Here is a 16,673-nt window from a genome sequence, read left to right as displayed (position 1 = left end):
TGAAATTGCGCGGGCATTTTTTATGTCATAAAAAGAAATTACGCTGTAGCAATTTCACCATTTGCTTCTTTGTTCTTCAACCAGAAATATAAAATGGTAAATAGCACTATAAGTATAGCTGGGAAAAGTACCATAGTACCTAAAGTTTCTTGACCAGATACTAGCTCTAATTCATCACCTGTAAAGCCTTGTGCTTCTGCAGCTGCTCTGTCAGCATCGATCCAACCACCAATAATAGGTTGAAAAATTGAAGATGAAAACATCCCTATTGCTCCAATTATTGACATACCCAATGCACCTGTTTTCGGTGTTTTTGTAGCAGCTAGACCAATCATGTTTGGCCAGAAGTAAGCAACACCCAATGCAAATATTACAGCGGCAACATAAGCCATTGCCCCTGTTTGCGTGCTAAACAAATAGACACCTAAAGTTGCTAGAATTGCAGATCCTAATAACACTCCCGTTTGGTTGAATTTCGCTACCATGCTGCCTCCAAAGAAACGTGCTACAGCCATTAAGCCTGCCGTCAGTGCTAAAATTAAAGTTGGTTCAGCTCCACTTTTAGAAAGAATAAGTCCAACCCATTGGTTAGGTCCAAATTCAGAAATTGCTGTTAGTGCCATACATATTGCAATGAACAAAAATAACGGAGTAAACATACCTTTTAAGTTTCCGCTAATGGTTGCAGCTTCTTCAATTTTAGCTTTAGGCCACGTTTGACCAAAGAATAAAAATGCATAAATAACCGCTGGTATTAGTAACAACCATACTTGGCTCTGACCAATGATTCCCATATCTGTCATAAAACCAGATAATAAGCTTCCTACAGCAATACCTCCTGGGAACCACATATGAAACCTATTTAGCATCGTACTCATTCTATTACCCTTGTACGCATCTGCGATCATAGGGTTACAAGCAGCTTCGGTACAGCCATTACCAAGTCCAATTAAGAGGTTGGCAACCAAAAGACCCATATAACTTCCTGAAAAAATTAAAAGTAAAATACCAATGGCATGTGCAAAGAATGCAAATTGCATAATGACTTTGCCACCTACTTTATGATAGATCAAACCACCGATTACCATAGCAATTGGAAAACCTAAAAACCACATAGAGGTTATAAGTCCCGCTTGACTTGCGCTTAGATCTAATTCCGTTTTTAATTGGTCTAATATACCTGCTGCAATGGCAAAAGAGAATGCCGTGGTAATTAAAGCGAAACAGCTGGCGTAAAAGAGCCTATTCGCATTTACTTTAGAAGTTACTGTAGAACTTTCCATATTTAAATTGATTTAGTTGTTGTTTTGTTAATTTGCTAAACTAATAAAAATGAAATAATATCAACGCTTTTTTAGTAAAATGATACCTTAACTACGACATAAAGCACAAAAAATAGCATTTGTATAATTTTTAATGTCTTTTATGCAATGAGCGGTTTGTAGGTTTGAACAGTATAGTGCTGATTATGAACTATTAGCTAACTTGTAGTCTAAATAACCACCTTTAATTATACAATATGAAATACGCTATTTATGTTCTTTTTGCTTTTATTTTCACAAGTTGTGCCGATGTAAATACAAGAACCGAAAATGATAAAAGCTCTAATGTAATTGCCAATGCAGATTATAACCCAGAGGCTATGCTTGATAGTTTAGATGTAAAGCTTAGGAATCAAGGAACGCCTGTTGCAAATTATGTACACGCTGCAAGAGCGGGCAATCTATTATTTTTGGCGGGTAAAGGACCAAAGCAAGCTAATGGTGAAAATATTGTTGGTAAGTTGGGCGATAGTTTAACAGTAGAACAAGGTTACCAAGCTGCACGCGAAGTTGGTATTAACCAGTTATCGGTTTTAAAAGCTGAATTAGGCAATCTTAATAAAGTAAAAAGGATTGTTAGTGTGCACGGTATGGTGAACGCTTCGCCAGATTTCAAAGATCATTCTAAAGTCATCAATGGCTATTCAGACTTGATGGTTGCTGTTTTTGGTGATAATGGAAAGCATGCACGCGCTGCGGTAGGCATGGGTTCTTTGCCAGGAAACATGGCAGTGGAGGTAGAAATGGTTGTTGAGGTGTACGAGTAGTAGCTTTGATAATATGTACGCGTTTTAAACCTAAATATCAATTTAATAACAAACGCTTGATGTTTACATCGCTTTTCAGCAGACTTGGAACTATAATTTTGCTGTGCCTCTAAAGAGAATACGTTCTTAGTTTGAGTTAGTTTGGTAAAGCCGATTTAGTCAATCGGCTTTTCTATTTCTATATAGTAATGAACAATCTCTTAATATGGTATTAGACTTTTGATTTAATGCTTGTTTTCACTAAAAAAGAATACCAATAAAAAGGCAACGATTAAACAAATGGCGAAAAATCCGAAAAGGTTAATGTAGTTAGACATATGTAGGAGTTTTCTACTAATCTATAAAAAGCAAGGCAGGCTAATGTTTTAGCAATGTTATTTTCGATGAACGGTAGCGTTTTTATAATCTCCTTCTAATATTCATGCCATCAGAATTTATATCAAACGTGTTTTTATAAATGTTTGTTGGCTGACCTTGCTTATTCTGTCAATAATCTTTTACTCCAAATTTCATACATGGGTTCGCCTTTGCTGTTTTTTCCTGTATGATGCCAGTCATCTCCTTCTAGCTTATAATTGAATTCTAATTGTGCTCCAACTCTAGTATTGTCTTTAGAGAAAAATGCTATGTGTTCTTTATAGATACCATTTACTGATGAGTAGGTGCCGCCACCAGTTCCTGAAAATCGGAAAGATTCGGTGTTATAGGCTATCCATTGAAATGTATTTTCCATTAAAAGCTTCATTGTTTTTCTTGAATTTTCTTCACCTCTTCTTTCTTGCCCGGTATCCGGTCCTCTAGTTGCAAAAAGCCAAGCACCTTCTAAATCTTGTGTTGTAGCATCAAGTGGTGTTAATGTCAGTTTTTGATTCCAATTCATTTTTAGATTTTCACCGTCCATTTCTATTGGTATTGATAATTGTCTTAAAGTATCATTCTTAAAATTAGAATTGAATTCTAACAATGCAACCAAAAGGGTATTTGATGCTGTATTTTCAATTTGAAAAAATCCGCCAACAGTCTTTATGAATTTTGCGGGTTCAATTTCATATGTATTATAGATGAAATAATCATCGTTTACCTTTACCTGATGCACCGTTTTTGAACCATTATTTTGAATAGTATCTATATAGACTCCGGACGGAATTTGATCGTATGAAACTAAACTAACGGCGAAAAATAAAAATAGAGACGATTGTAGCAATTTTAAGTAAGATTTTTTCATTTTTATGAGTTGCTAGTGAGTTGAATAATCAATTGAAAATAAGTTATTTATATTTTATTTTATACTATTCTAGGGTTGATTTACTTAAAAAACGTTAATTATCGTAAAAAAAATAAAAATGCTTGTTTTTTCATTTTTTTTGATTTCATTTGTCCTGTCCTAAGATACAACTTTGTATGTTGGATATTTCAGGCTTTTAGCTGAACATTATGTATCGTTATTCTATGTTCGGGTTTGAGGGAAATTGGAAGTATTTTTCTCAAATGGCTTATAAGATAGGTTGCCGATTAGTTAAGCAAACTTCCAACTCATATTCTACTATCATGCAAAGTCAGCATGATTACTTCTTTATTCCTACTACTCAGAAGCAAATTCTGGTGTGATGTCTTAACTTAAAATAGTTACGTTTTCTTAACTTTAAGTCTATAGGCTAGTTACTACATTTATCATAATCATATTTCATTATTATTTAATATTCAATTCATGAATACCAAATACATTGATCTTATTGATCAAACTTACTATTTCCCTCAGGAAGAGTTTAATTTAGATGGTGAGAACTTACAATTTCACGGCATTCCGTTGAACGATTTGGTTCAACAATATGGTAGTCCGTTGAAATTTACATACCTCCCCAAAATATCAGAGAATATTTTGAGAGCCAAAAACTGGTTCGCAAATGCTATAGAAAAGAATAACTATAAAGGTAAGTACCATTATTGTTATTGTACAAAGAGTTCGCATTTTCAACATGTAATGCATGAAGCTCTTAAAAATGAGATTCATATGGAAACCTCTTCTGCTTTTGATATTAATATTATTGAAAAACTAAAAGCAGATGGTAAATTAACGGATCAAACGTATGTCATCTGTAACGGATTCAAACGTGAAAAATACATTGATAATATTGCTCGATTAATTAATAACGGTCACCAAAACTGCGTGCCCATTATCGATAATTATGAGGAGATAGATTTACTTTCAGATGCCATCAATGATACTTTTAAAGTGGGTATTCGTATAGCATCGGAAGAAGAACCAAAATTTGAGTTCTATACTTCTCGTTTAGGCATTGGTTACAAGAACATTGTTCCGTTTTATGAGAACCAAATAAAGGATAATGATAAGGTAGAACTTAAAATGCTTCACTTCTTTATTAACACTGGTATTCGTGACAATGCGTACTACTGGAACGAGCTTGTAAAGTGTTTAAAGGTATACGTGCGTTTAAAGAAAATGTGCCCTTCATTAGATAGTTTAAATATTGGTGGTGGCTTCCCTATAAAAAACACATTGGCATTCGACTATGATTACCAATACATGATCAATGAGATTTTAAACCAGATCAATATTACGTGTTCAGAAGCAGATGTACCCGTGCCACATATTTTTACTGAATTTGGCAGCTTTACGGTAGGCGAAAGTGGCGGTGCTATTTATGAGATTTTATATCAGAAACAACAGAACGATAGGGAGAAATGGAATATGATAGATTCTTCTTTCATTACTACGTTACCAGATACATGGGCAATCAACAAAAGATTTATCATGCTGCCTATTAACCGTTGGAACGATGAGTACGAGCGAGTGCTGTTGGGCGGATTGACATGTGATAGCGATGATTACTACAATAGCGAACAGAATATGAATGCTATTTATTTGCCAAAATATAAGCGAGAAAAGCCATTGTATATCGGTTTTTTCAATACGGGAGCGTATCAAGAATCTATTGGTGGGTATGGCGGTTTGCAGCACTGTTTAATTCCGCAGCCAAAACATATATTAATCGATAAAGACGAGAACGGCAATTTCACTTATAAGCAATTTAGAGCCCAACAAAAAGCAGAAGATTTATTGGATATTTTGGGCTACGATGTAGCTTCTGATACTGAATAAAATTAATTTGATTACAAAGATTTACACTACAAAACCACTTAATAATAGCTAATATATCATGAGTACATCTAAGAATTATGCCGGTATTTCCGATGAATTCGCACAACTAGAGAAGTCCAAAATTATCTTGATACCTGTTCCGTATGACGGAACCAGTACTTGGGGTAAAGGAGCGGACAAAGGCCCGGAAGCTTTCTTGGAAGCTTCTGAAAACATGGAACTGTATGACATTGAAACCGACTCAGAGGTTTACAAACAGGGGATTCATTTAACCGAACCTATAACCGAAAACAGTTCGCCAGAGGCAATGGTCAATGAAGTACATGCTATAACCAAAGACTTTATTAAGCGTAATAAGTTCGTAACCTTATTTGGAGGGGAACATTCTATTTCCATAGGATCAATTCGTGCCTTTAATGAATGTTTTGACAACCTAACCGTGTTGCAGATAGATGCACATGCAGATCTTAGGGAGTCTTATGATGGTACCAAGTATAACCACGCTTGTGCCGTATATGAAGCTAGCCAGACCACCAATTTGGTACAAGTTGGTATTCGTTCTATGGATGTTATCGAAAAAACCGTAATGGATGAAGAAAAAACATTCTTCGCTCACGAAATGGTAGCCGATGAGTATTGGTCGGATAAAGTGATAGAGGCTATGACAGAAAATGTATTTATCACATTAGATCTAGATGCTTTTGACCCCTCTATTATGCCATCTACAGGAACTCCAGAGCCAGGCGGATTGCTATGGTACGAGACTTTAGAATTCTTAAAACAGGTTTTTGAAGATAAGAACGTAGTAGGTTTTGACATCGTAGAACTATGCCCTAACAAAAATGATAAATCGTCAGATTTTTTGGCGGCTAAATTATATTACAAAATGCTCAGCTATAAGTTTGCAGGGCAAGATATTGATCAAGAGTATGACAATACTTTTGATGTTGATTATAAAGCAAACACAAATTCAAGATTCGAAGATGACGAAGACTAAAGGTGCAATCACCAATTTTATAGAAAAATACTATTTACATTTTAATGCAGCTGCTTTGGTAGATGCTGCAAAAGGCTACGAAGAGCAGTTGGAAAATGGTGCCAAAATGTTGGTTTCATTGGCAGGTGCTATGTCTACTGCAGAATTAGGTAAAATCTTTGCAGAGGTTATACGCCAAGATAAGGTGCAGATCATTTCTTGTACAGGTGCAAACCTAGAAGAAGATATCATGAACTTGGTAGCACATTCGCATTACAAGCGTGTTCCAAATTACAGAGATTTGACTCCGCAAGACGAGTGGGATCTATTGGAAAAAGGCTTGAACCGAGTTACGGATACTTGTATTCCAGAAGAAGAAGCTTTTAGAAGATTACAAGAACATATTTTCAAAATTTGGAAAGATGCCGATGATAAAGGGGAACGTTTTCTACCTCATGAGTTTATGTACAAAATGTTGCTTTCTGGCGTGCTAGAGGAATATTATGAGATAGACCTTAAAGATTCTTGGATGTATGCAGCTGCAGAAAAGAACCTGCCTATCATTTGCCCAGGTTGGGAAGATAGTACAATGGGGAACATTTTTGCATCATATGTAATGAAGGGCGAATTGAAAGCGAGTACCATGAAATCTGGTATCGAATACATGACGTTCTTGGCAGATTGGTATACTCAAAATTCAGAAAACGGAATCGGATTCTTCCAAATCGGTGGTGGTATCGCAGGTGATTTTCCAATCTGTGTAGTGCCAATGTTGTATCAAGATATGGAGCGTACAGATACGCCTTTCTGGAGCTATTTCTGCCAAATTAGTGATAGTACAACCAGTTATGGTTCGTATTCAGGTGCAGTGCCCAATGAAAAAATTACCTGGGGAAAATTAGATATCAATACACCTAAATATATTATTGAAAGTGATGCGACAATTGTTGCGCCCTTAATTTTTGCTTACCTATTAGACATGTAATTATGGATAAGAACGCACATTTAAAAAGAGTGATCGTGGACTTTAAAAAGTTGACGCCCGAGGTATTAAAACTATTAGTAGAAAGATATCCAGATGGGTATGATGACCGTAACATTATCTCTTTCAGAAACGGACAAGGAGAACGTATAGAAGCTGTTGAGGTATTGACCGAAGACACTAAGTACTTAGTGAAAATCAGTGCCAAGCTTGAATATACGATGGAGAATTATGATGAGGATGATTATGAGGATTTTGATGATGATGATCCAAAAGCAGTAGTTGAGCCAGACCCTGAGGATATGGTTGATAGTGAAGATGAAGACTAGTTTACCTAGTTTCTAATAAATAGTACATTTTAAAATACCGGTTTGCTTCTTGTAAACCGGAAAATGAATCACATAAAAATTAAAATAAATAGCGTTGTACTTACAACAGATAAATGAAAATCGACGAAATTGAAAATATTGAATTAAAGTTTTTAGATCTTGATGATTATCAAGAACTGAAAACTGCTATGATTTCTGCTTACACCAACATGCCTGGTTCATATTGGAAAGAGGAACATATAAAATCTTTGATCGATAAATTTCCAGAAGGACAGGTCGTTATCAAGATCAATGGGCAACTGGCAGGAGTAGCCTTGTCCATTGTGGTAGATTATGATGCTTTTGATGATACCCATACCTACGAACAAATTACCGGTAAGTACAGTTTTGATACTCATAATGATGAAGGTGATGTGCTTTACGGTATTGAAGTGTTTATAAAACCGAGCTTTAGAGGTTTGCGCCTAGGGAGACGTTTATATGATTATAGAAAAGAACTTTGTGAGAAGTTGAACTTAAAGAGTATTGTATTTGGTGGTCGTATGCCTAATTATCATTCATACGCATCAGAATTGTCTCCAAAGGAATATATCGATAAGGTGCGTAGAAAAGAGATTCAAGATCCGGTCCTAAATTTTCAAATTAGTAATGATTTTCATCCTGCAAAAGTGATGAAAGGCTATTTAGATGGTGATAAGGCGTCTCAAGATTTCGCTATTTTGATGGAGTGGGATAATATTTATTACCAAAAACCCTCTAAGAAAGCTGCCACTAAGAAAACCGTAATTCGTTTAGGGTTGATCCAGTGGCAAATGAGACCTTATAAAGATTTGGACGAGCTATTGGAGCAGGCAGAATATTTTATAGATGCGGTTTCTGGCTATCGTTCCGATTTTGCATTGTTTCCAGAGTTTTTTAATGCGCCATTAATGGCTGTAAACAATCATATGTCTACGCCAGATGCTATTAGAGAGTTGGCAAAACATACACAGGCAATCGCTCAGAAATTCTCTGAGTTTTCCATATCGTATAACATCAATATTATAACAGGCAGTATGCCAGAAATGATAGATGGACGTTTGTATAATGTGGGGTATCTATGCCGGAGAGATGGAAGCATGGAGCGTTATGAAAAACTGCATGTAACTCCGGATGAGGCTAAGGTCTGGGGTATGCAAGGTGGAAATCAATTAAAAGCTTTTGATACCGATTGTGGTAAAATAGGCGTGTTGGTTTGCTATGATTCAGAATTTCCGGAGTTAAGCCGATTATTGGCTGATGAAGGTATGGATATCTTGTTCGTTCCTTTCTTGACCGATACGCAAAATGGCTATTCTAGAGTTCGTAATTGTGCACAGGCAAGAGCTATTGAGAATGAATGTTATGTGGCAATTGCCGGTAGTGTTGGTAATTTGCCTAATGTGCAAAATATGGATATTCAGTTTGCACAATCTATGGTATTTACTCCGTGTGATTTCTCTTTTCCAACCAATGGAATTAAAGCAGAGGCAACACCGAATACCGAAATGATTTTAATTGCCGATGTTGATATTAGTTTACTTAGAGAACTAAATCAGTTTGGGGCAGTACGTAATCTTCGCGATAGAAGAACAGATTTATTTGAGTTAAAAAAGAAATAAGAAAGCTTGTATATTTAGGGGTCAAAAACAAACAAAATTGGATAATTTAAAGATAGTAGGTAGTGAAGAGTGGTGTGTGTTTAATGATTTGGGTATCCCAGCGATTAAGGCTAGGGTTGATTCCGGAGCAAAAACATCTTCCATACAAGCTACCAATTTAAAGATTGTTACGAGAAACGGACAAGAATGGGTAAAGTTTGAGGTGAGCCCTTTGCAAGAAAATCGCAGTATTGCCATTGAATGTCAAGCAAGATTGGTTGCTCGCCGTATGGTAAAAAGTTCATCGGGTATTTCTGAAGAGCGATTGGTTATTAAAACACCGGTGACTATTGGTGAAGATACTTTTGATATTGAACTGACGCTTGCCAATAGAGATACGATGGAGTTTCGTATGCTGTTGGGTAGAGAAGCTTTAAACGAGCGTTTTGTTGTTAACCCTGCCGTAAATTATCAACTACAAGAATTTGATGATAAGGAAATTAATACTTTGTACGCTCCTTACTACAAGGAAAAAACGGGATTGAAAATTGCCCTTTTGGCAAGTAATCCAAACTTATACAGTAATAAAAGAATAGTAGAAGCTGCAGAGGCAAGAGGGCACGAAATACATTTTTTAAATGTAGAACAAGCCTATATGAAGCTCGATGCTCATTCGCCTGAAATTAGATATCGTGGTGGTATTATTTTGAAGGATTATGATGCCGTTATTCCTAGAATTAAGCCATCTGTTACTTTTTATGGTTGTGCATTGATTCGTCAGTTTAATAATTTGGGAGTTTACTGCCAAAACTCAGCGGAGGCAATTACACAGTCAAGGGATAAATTGTTCGCATCTCAGTTATTTTCTAATCATGATATTCATATACCCATAACCGGATTTGCAAAATCACCGATGGACACCAAAGACTTGATCAAAATGGTGAACGGTGCACCATTAATTATTAAACTTCTGGAGAGTACGCAAGGTAAAGGTGTTGTTCTAGCAGAAACCAATAAGGCAGCAGAAAGTGTTATTAACGCTTTTAAAAGTGTTAATACCAATATATTGGTACAAGAGTTTATCAAAGAAGCAAACGGACAAGATATTCGTTGTTTCGTAGTAAATGGTAGAGTAGTTGCAAGCATGCAGCGCCAAGCTCAAAAAGGAGAGTTTAGAGCTAATATTCACCAAGGTGGCAAAGCATCGATTATCAAAATCACTACAGACGAAAAGAAATTGGCTTTGAAGGCAGCCAAGGTATTGAACCTTGCCGTGGCAGGTGTAGATATTATACGTTCCAATAAAGGACCTTTATTGTTAGAGGTAAACTCTTCACCAGGTTTAGAAGGTATTGAAAACGCTACAGGTAAAGACATCGCCAATGCTATGATCATGGCAATTGAAAAACGATTGAAGTTTGTAGGGTAAAAAAAATTTGAAGAACAGGCTAAATCCTGTTCTTCAAATTTTCTAACATTACTTTTGTTGTTTTTTCAAGATCAAATTCTGCTTTCCAATTCCAATCTTGTTGCGCATTGCTATCATCAATACTGCTTGGCCATGAGTTAGCGATCTCTTGCCTAAAGTCTGGCTCGTAGGCTATGTTGAATTCAGGAATTACAGCTTTAATACTTTCCGCCATTTCTTTTGGAGTAAAACTCATTGCCGCTAAATTGTAGGCAGAACGTTCTTTAATGCTCTCTTCAGGTGCTTCCATGATCTGTAAAGTGGCACGTATGGCATCGTCCATGAACATCATAGGCAAGTTTGTGTCTTCTTTTAGAAAGCAAGTATATGAGCCTTCAGAAAGTGCTTTATGGTAGATTTCCACTGCATAGTCCGTAGTCCCGCCACCTGGCATGGTTTTCCAGCTGATCAGTCCTGGGTAACGAATGCTTCGCACATCCACATTAAATTTATTGAAATAATATTCGCACCAACGTTCTCCACTTTGCTTACTTATACCGTAAACCGTACTTGGTTCCATAATGGTATTTTGCGGGGTATCGTCTTTGGGTGTATTCGGTCCAAAAACTGCAATACTGGATGGCCAGAAAATTTTATCTATTTTTTTCTCTTTTGCCAGATTCAATACATTGAACAACGTATTCATGTTCAAATTCCACGCACGCATGGGGAATTTCTCTGCCGTAGCACTTAACATGGCCGCCATTAAATACACCTCAGATATTTCGTAGTATGCAATAACTTCTTCTAAGGCATCATAATTGGTAGCATCTAAGATTTCAAAAGGTCCAGAGGCCATTAATTCATCATTACCTTCTCTAATATCACTGGCAATAATATGTTCACCGCCATGCTTTTCTCTAAGCGTTAAGGTCAATTCTGTTCCTATTTGCCCACAGGCTCCAATAATCAATATATATTTTGGCATTAAAATTTGCGTTAAATGAATTTGAGATAAAGATACCTTTTCTTAAAATTTGTACATTCGCTTATGTCCAAAATTATCCTTTTTTTATCAATAGTGGTGTTGGCGGTATCTTGTAAAGATGCGGCGCAAGATAAATCGAGTATTCGTGAAATTCGTTGGGAAGAAACCACGGATAGCTTGCCACAGAAATCTCGTGTCGATGCCAAAGCGAAGACCATTTTAAATGATTGGCTGGAGTACAATGCTTTAGATAAGAGTTTTGATAAAATCTACACTTCAGAAAATATAGAAGATTTTCAGTTCTTAGTAGATGAGTTGATAGAGAATCAGAAAAAAATGGAAGAAGGTACGTATCCAGAGAAATTCAATATTCCCCAGGTGAAAGGACGTCAAAAGCTATTTAAGACCTATATTTTAAAAACCAAGGGAGATTTGGAATATCAACAAAACCCAAGAGAATCCATTCTTCAAATGATTACCGCTTTCAATGATTTAAGAAATCAATTTAATGTAGTAGTGAATAATACCTTGCCAGATGAATTAATCAAAAATGAAGATAATTAGCGTATTTCTAATTTAGATAAACTGCTGATTAAAGCCCAAGTGAAGGACAAGGATAAACCTGATAGAAGGAATTTAAAATAAAGAAAATAAGAAAGGCGAATCATATGATTCGCCTTTTCTATTTTCAATAACATTTCGCTATTATTTTTTCTCCTCAGGAGCTTCTCTTCTAGAAGTTAGCGCTTGCTTACTCATACTTGCCAAGTTGAAATTGGGGTCGATTGCCAAAGCTTCGTCTAGTGTAGCGATCGCTTGGTCAATATTACCTTTGTCCATATTATATTGAATAAGAGCCTTTACGTGAATAAAAGCCGCTTTTAAAGGAACTTCGTATGGTTGCTGACGTTCATAAAACGCATATTTCATGTCATCTTTGGCGTTTGCAATACCATATTCTACATGTTTTAAAGCACCTACATTATCGCCTGTTTGTACCTTAAGATCTGCCAATTCATATGCAAGGTATGCATTAGGTTCTCTGGCATACAAAGCTTCAAATTGTTCTAAAGCTCTTTTTGGTTGGTTTAACGCTTTTAAAGAAACCGCTTTTACTTGAATGGCTAAATTAGAATCAGAATCTACTTTCTCGATTCCTATAATGTTTAAAGCTTGTAAGTGTTGATTGTCATTTGCATAAATATATGCTAAAGTATCATTTCTTTGTTGTGACGGTGATAATACATTTAAGTGCGTTAAGGCATTAATTACGCCATCAACATCGCCTTGTAATCGCATTTGGTCATAAAATGCTTCGTAATGTTTTAGTAATTCTGATTTGGTCTGTGAATATCCATAACTACAAGATAATAATACAGCAGCTACTACTATTAAAAGTGATTTTTTCATCTTTCTTGTTCTTTTTAAAGTGCGCTAAACTATTAAAATAATCTGTATGATCTTGTTAAGGAAAGGTTTAAATGTTAGAAATGAAAAAAGGTGACCTACATACAGGTCACCTTTTTTTAACTTCAACAGTTTTTAACTTCTTAAGCTAATTCCAATCTCTTATTAGATTTTTTAAAAGAATTTAAAAGCTGTGTATAAAAGCCAATACTCTTATTGTCTTTCTCAACACATGAAATTAGAAACTTACATAAGTTGTTAAATAGTAAGTTCGTATAAAATGTTGGTAAATAAGTATTTACCGTTTTAGGGTCATATAGGCTATCGTCTTCTATTACCTCCATTTTAATTCTATGGCGATGATAGTCTATAGTTACGCTTGTTGCATTATAGTATTTTTTCAATAACGCAATATGTAATTCTTCGTACTTTTTAGAACCGTTTGGGTTCTTGCAACTTAAGGAGATGAGCTTCTCTAATTCAACTAAAACCCTCTCCCGTAATTTATCTTTCTTCATAATAATATGGTTTTATATTGTTAGACAAAGGTATGTCATACGTCGATAAGTAGTTGAAAACCAATAATATATTAACGCTGTTTTTGGGTATTTGTTGTGAAAGGGAAGCTAAGTGTTGTGTAGTGTTAGTTTATAGGTGTAAGAAAGTTATATTTATTAATAAGAAAAATACTACAAAATAATACTGTTTTTTGATTTTTGCCGGTAGCATCGTATTGTGGTGCTGGTATACCTCTTTTTGTAGCTTGTTTGGTATAATATTCTTTTTTCGTTGGATGCTCAGGATAAACGGCATTCATCACATCATTGTAATGGTCACATTCAATAATTCTTTTTATTATTCCGATACAATCATTCAAATGAATTAAGTTTACGGGAGCGTTACCACCTTTAAGGTTTTCTCTACCTGATAACATAGTTACTGGGTGTCGGTTCGGACCAATTAATCCTCCAAAACGGATAATGGTCGTATTTAAATCATTATCGTTTTTTAAAAGGTCTTCGCATTGTACCAGTTGTTTGCCAGATTCCGTAGTGGGGTTAGGTGGGGTTTTCTCGGTAACTGTACCTTCTGTATCACCATAAACTGCCGTGCTACTAGCGAATATGATATTCTTTACTGCCGATTTTTTAATAGCCTCGTGCAATAATGTAATCTTTGCAATATAACTTTCTTTAGGACCTTTTCCTCTTAACTTGGGCGGAATGTTTATAACTAGCACTGATACCGAATCAAGAAATGCATCGATATCAGCATTGATATCATTCTCGGATAAAGCTATTTTGAACGGTGTAATGCCTCTCTCTTTTAAGATCGATATTTTCTCATCAGATGTAGAAGTTCCATTGACTTTATAACCGCTTGCTATTAAACTTTCAGCCAATGGTAAGCCCAACCATCCACAACCTATTACGCCTATTTTCTTATTCAAATTTCACTTTTTGTATGGTTAATATGGCGTCGTTCAATACAAATGGCATTGGTATTTCATTTTCTTTTCGCTTTGGTATCGTGAATAATCCATTTGTTAGTAAATCATTAGAAGCTTCATATATGGTAAGTTCCAATTCTTGTTCTACTGGTACTTCTAGCATAATGTCGGTGTAATTTTTATCACTGATGTAATGTGTAATCAGTCTACCTCCATATCTATTTTTAAGAAAATGCTCGGACAATTCTATTCCGTTTACGTCTGCCTTTACTATATCAACAGCATTGGTAAAAACTTCCAAACGGTTTATAGGTCTGTTCGGAGTAATACATAAATGTACTGAACGAATATTATTTACTACAGTATCTAGTTGGACCTCAATAGTTGGTTTTGGCACATTCTTTAATGGAGCTTCATTTGTAAACGTAAAATTAGAGCCGTATTTGCTACTTATGGTCTTTTTTGAAAGAAGGGTATCTGTAACTTTTTTAGTGATGTATTGCGAAGTCCAGTCAGATGGACGGTGCTCATAAGTTGCCCACTTCGCTTTATTTTCATCGGTATCTAAAACATATAATAGGCTAGTTGGTTTCGGTCTATCGTTGGTAAAGCCCGAGTTCATATGCGCAGATGCCATAAAGCCTGCAAACAACAAGAAACTTAGAAATGCCAATGCACCTTTTTTTCTGTATTTGGTAACTAAAGGAAGTAATAAAAAGAAGATTAATGTCGTCAATAGGGTAGTAGCTACCAACATTTTAAGACCTAAGCCAACCGGAAACATTTTCACGAAAGGTGCGAAAATGAACAATGCCGGAATACCAAGAAATACCAGTAAAAACGGATTCGGTTTTTTTTGATTTATATGCACGTACAAGGCAACTAAAAAGCTATATAAAGGTATAATGAAAAATGCGGCACCTTGTAAATACACGGAAACTAGTCCACAAATGATAATCCAAATTATGAACGGGGCTGCCAATAAATTTGCGGTTTTAATTACCTTGAATTTATAGTATGCATAAAAGCAAGTGCTTAATGAAAATAGGGTAAACGCAAAGATATAAGCATGGCCGTTATAAGTGAAGCCATGTAAAATATCTTTATAGCTTGGGTATAGCCATTTTAAAAACTGCCAACTGAAGTACCCTACAACTCCATTAACTATTAAGGTGAAGAGTACGGGGATAAAGCCTTTTAAAATATCTTTTGCATTTAGGACTTTTTTGCGAAATCCAGATACTAATAATAGTATGAAAAAGAGAAGAGCAATGACAAGCATGGGCATAATCCAACTAAATGGATAGGAAACCATTTTAAAGAAAGGTACATTGAAATATACGTTATCGTCAAGGCTTTTTAAGTTGCTGATGTCAGCATTACTGAAATAGGTTAATAATGGCATTAGATAGCTACCTTGGTGTGCCAGCGTGTTTCTATCTAATCTTTCATAATTGTCTATTTGGGTATGGTAATCGAAGTGATCATCAATAAATGCAAAGTTGAACCCTTCTACATCTCCATCTTCTCTAAATACGGTTAGATCGGTATCATTGGGTAACATCTTATAAATACTATAGGCAAGTGAATTTGCTACTGGAAAATCAGGATTTGCAGCAATAAATTCAGTAATTAATTTACTATTTCCTCTATTGGTCTCCATTAACATATAACTTGGTCCGCCACTTCCACGAGCTTCAAAATTTAAAACCAAACCAACATCTTTCAGCCATTCATGTTTATCTACAAATAGATCGGCACCGTTAAGACCTAATTCTTCAGCATCGGATATGAGAATGATGATATCGTTTTTAGGTGTGGTATTAGTCTTTAAAAAAGCCCTTACGCCCTCTAGAATTGTAGCAACACCACTACCTGCATCACTAGCGCCTAATGAAGAATGCGGATTACTATCATAATGACTTAGCAGTAATAAGGCCTTACCAGATTCACTTCCCTTAATTCTAGCCAATACATTTTCTGCTTTGCTTAAATTACCCCAATCACCAGCGGTATACCCTTCTTGTAAGGAAGTTTCCAAACCTAACTTTTGAAGTTCTGCAGTAATATAATTACGGACAGTCTTATGTGCAGGAAACCCGACACCATGTGGTTCTTTTGATATTTCTTTTACATGTTGCAAGGCTCTATCGGTAGAAAATTCGGTGTCTACCACTGTTTCATCCGCATTATATTGTGGTAGAAGTACCCTAAAACTCCAATATGTGGCAAGAATGACTAGAAGTAAAGTTAATACGGTCGGTGTTTTTCTCATGATTATGATATTCTTTTAAAAAGTCCTAA

Annotated in this window: 15 protein-coding genes; 8 read left to right on the top strand and 7 right to left on the bottom strand. The window is 35.7% G+C overall.

The window, feature by feature from the left end; all coding sequences use genetic code 11:
* Positions 1–38 precede the first annotated feature (38 nt).
* A complete protein-coding gene (locus SJY30_RS12275; protein ID WP_396632466.1) occupies positions 39–1,283 on the bottom strand; it encodes an MFS transporter in 1,245 nt (414 codons plus the stop codon).
* Positions 1,284–1,519: 236 nt separating this feature from the next.
* On the opposite strand from SJY30_RS12275, the gene SJY30_RS12270 reads away from it, so the two are divergent.
* Entirely contained in the window at positions 1,520–2,089 is a 570-nt protein-coding gene (locus SJY30_RS12270; RefSeq protein WP_396632465.1) for a RidA family protein, read from the top strand.
* Positions 2,090–2,567: 478 nt separating this feature from the next.
* Here SJY30_RS12270 and SJY30_RS12265 read toward each other — a convergent pair whose 3' ends face one another.
* Complete coding sequence (locus SJY30_RS12265; protein WP_396632464.1) at positions 2,568–3,314, bottom strand: hypothetical protein; 747 nt, start codon at positions 3,312–3,314, stop codon at positions 2,568–2,570.
* 483 nt (positions 3,315–3,797) lie between these two features.
* On the opposite strand from SJY30_RS12265, the gene SJY30_RS12260 reads away from it, so the two are divergent.
* From SJY30_RS12260 to rimK, 6 genes are all read left to right on the top strand, one after another.
* Entirely contained in the window at positions 3,798–5,210 is a 1,413-nt protein-coding gene (locus SJY30_RS12260) for an arginine decarboxylase (RefSeq protein ID WP_396632463.1), read from the top strand.
* A gap of 58 nt (positions 5,211–5,268) precedes the next feature.
* Positions 5,269–6,207: an agmatinase gene (gene speB, locus SJY30_RS12255; protein ID WP_396632462.1), complete on the top strand. Its 939-nt coding sequence runs from the start codon at positions 5,269–5,271 to the stop codon at positions 6,205–6,207.
* Positions 6,194–7,171 carry a deoxyhypusine synthase family protein gene (locus SJY30_RS12250; protein WP_396632461.1) on the top strand — a complete coding sequence of 326 codons (978 nt, stop codon included), beginning with the start codon at positions 6,194–6,196 and terminating at the stop codon, positions 7,169–7,171. Before speB ends, SJY30_RS12250 begins: the two co-directional genes overlap by 14 nt.
* A 2-nt stretch (positions 7,172–7,173) precedes the next feature.
* Positions 7,174–7,497 carry a hypothetical protein gene (locus SJY30_RS12245; RefSeq protein WP_396632460.1) on the top strand — a complete coding sequence of 108 codons (324 nt, stop codon included), beginning with the start codon at positions 7,174–7,176 and terminating at the stop codon, positions 7,495–7,497.
* Positions 7,498–7,610: 113 nt separating this feature from the next.
* Positions 7,611–9,137 carry a bifunctional GNAT family N-acetyltransferase/carbon-nitrogen hydrolase family protein gene (locus SJY30_RS12240; RefSeq protein WP_396632459.1) on the top strand — a complete coding sequence of 509 codons (1,527 nt, stop codon included), beginning with the start codon at positions 7,611–7,613 and terminating at the stop codon, positions 9,135–9,137.
* 37 nt (positions 9,138–9,174) lie between these two features.
* Positions 9,175–10,545 (top strand): 30S ribosomal protein S6--L-glutamate ligase, encoded by a 1,371-nt coding sequence (gene rimK / locus SJY30_RS12235; RefSeq protein WP_396632458.1) that lies wholly within the window; start codon positions 9,175–9,177, stop codon positions 10,543–10,545.
* 19 nt (positions 10,546–10,564) lie between these two features.
* On the opposite strand, the gene SJY30_RS12230 is transcribed toward rimK, so the two are convergent.
* On the bottom strand, positions 10,565–11,512 hold the full coding sequence (locus SJY30_RS12230) for an NAD-dependent epimerase/dehydratase family protein (RefSeq protein ID WP_396632457.1): 948 nt from the start codon (positions 11,510–11,512) through the stop codon (positions 10,565–10,567).
* A 63-nt stretch (positions 11,513–11,575) separates the two neighbouring features.
* Here SJY30_RS12230 and SJY30_RS12225 point away from each other — a divergent pair, with 63 nt between their 5' ends.
* Positions 11,576–12,076, top strand: a complete 501-nt coding sequence (locus SJY30_RS12225) for a hypothetical protein (protein ID WP_396632456.1) — start codon at positions 11,576–11,578, stop codon at positions 12,074–12,076.
* 141 nt (positions 12,077–12,217) lie between these two features.
* Here SJY30_RS12225 and SJY30_RS12220 read toward each other — a convergent pair whose 3' ends face one another.
* From SJY30_RS12220 to SJY30_RS12205, 4 genes are all read right to left on the bottom strand, one after another.
* A complete protein-coding gene (locus SJY30_RS12220) occupies positions 12,218–12,922 on the bottom strand; it encodes a tetratricopeptide repeat protein (RefSeq protein ID WP_396632455.1) in 705 nt (234 codons plus the stop codon).
* Between the two features lie 140 nt (positions 12,923–13,062).
* Positions 13,063–13,437, bottom strand: coding sequence for a hypothetical protein (locus tag SJY30_RS12215; RefSeq protein WP_396632454.1), 375 nt, complete (start codon positions 13,435–13,437; stop codon positions 13,063–13,065).
* A 125-nt stretch (positions 13,438–13,562) separates the two neighbouring features.
* Positions 13,563–14,369 (bottom strand): SDR family oxidoreductase, encoded by an 807-nt coding sequence (locus SJY30_RS12210; RefSeq protein ID WP_396632453.1) that lies wholly within the window; start codon positions 14,367–14,369, stop codon positions 13,563–13,565.
* Entirely contained in the window at positions 14,362–16,644 is a 2,283-nt protein-coding gene (locus SJY30_RS12205; RefSeq protein WP_396632452.1) for a M28 family peptidase, read from the bottom strand. Before SJY30_RS12205 ends, SJY30_RS12210 begins: the two co-directional genes overlap by 8 nt.
* Between the last annotated feature and the right edge of the window lie 29 nt (positions 16,645–16,673).

The sequence above is a fragment of the Maribacter sp. R86514 genome, assembly GCF_044597005.1.
Taxonomy (GTDB): Bacteria; Bacteroidota; Bacteroidia; order Flavobacteriales; family Flavobacteriaceae; genus Maribacter.
Note: the sequence above shows the minus strand (reverse complement) of the source record. Positions and strands in the feature narration are given on the sequence as shown.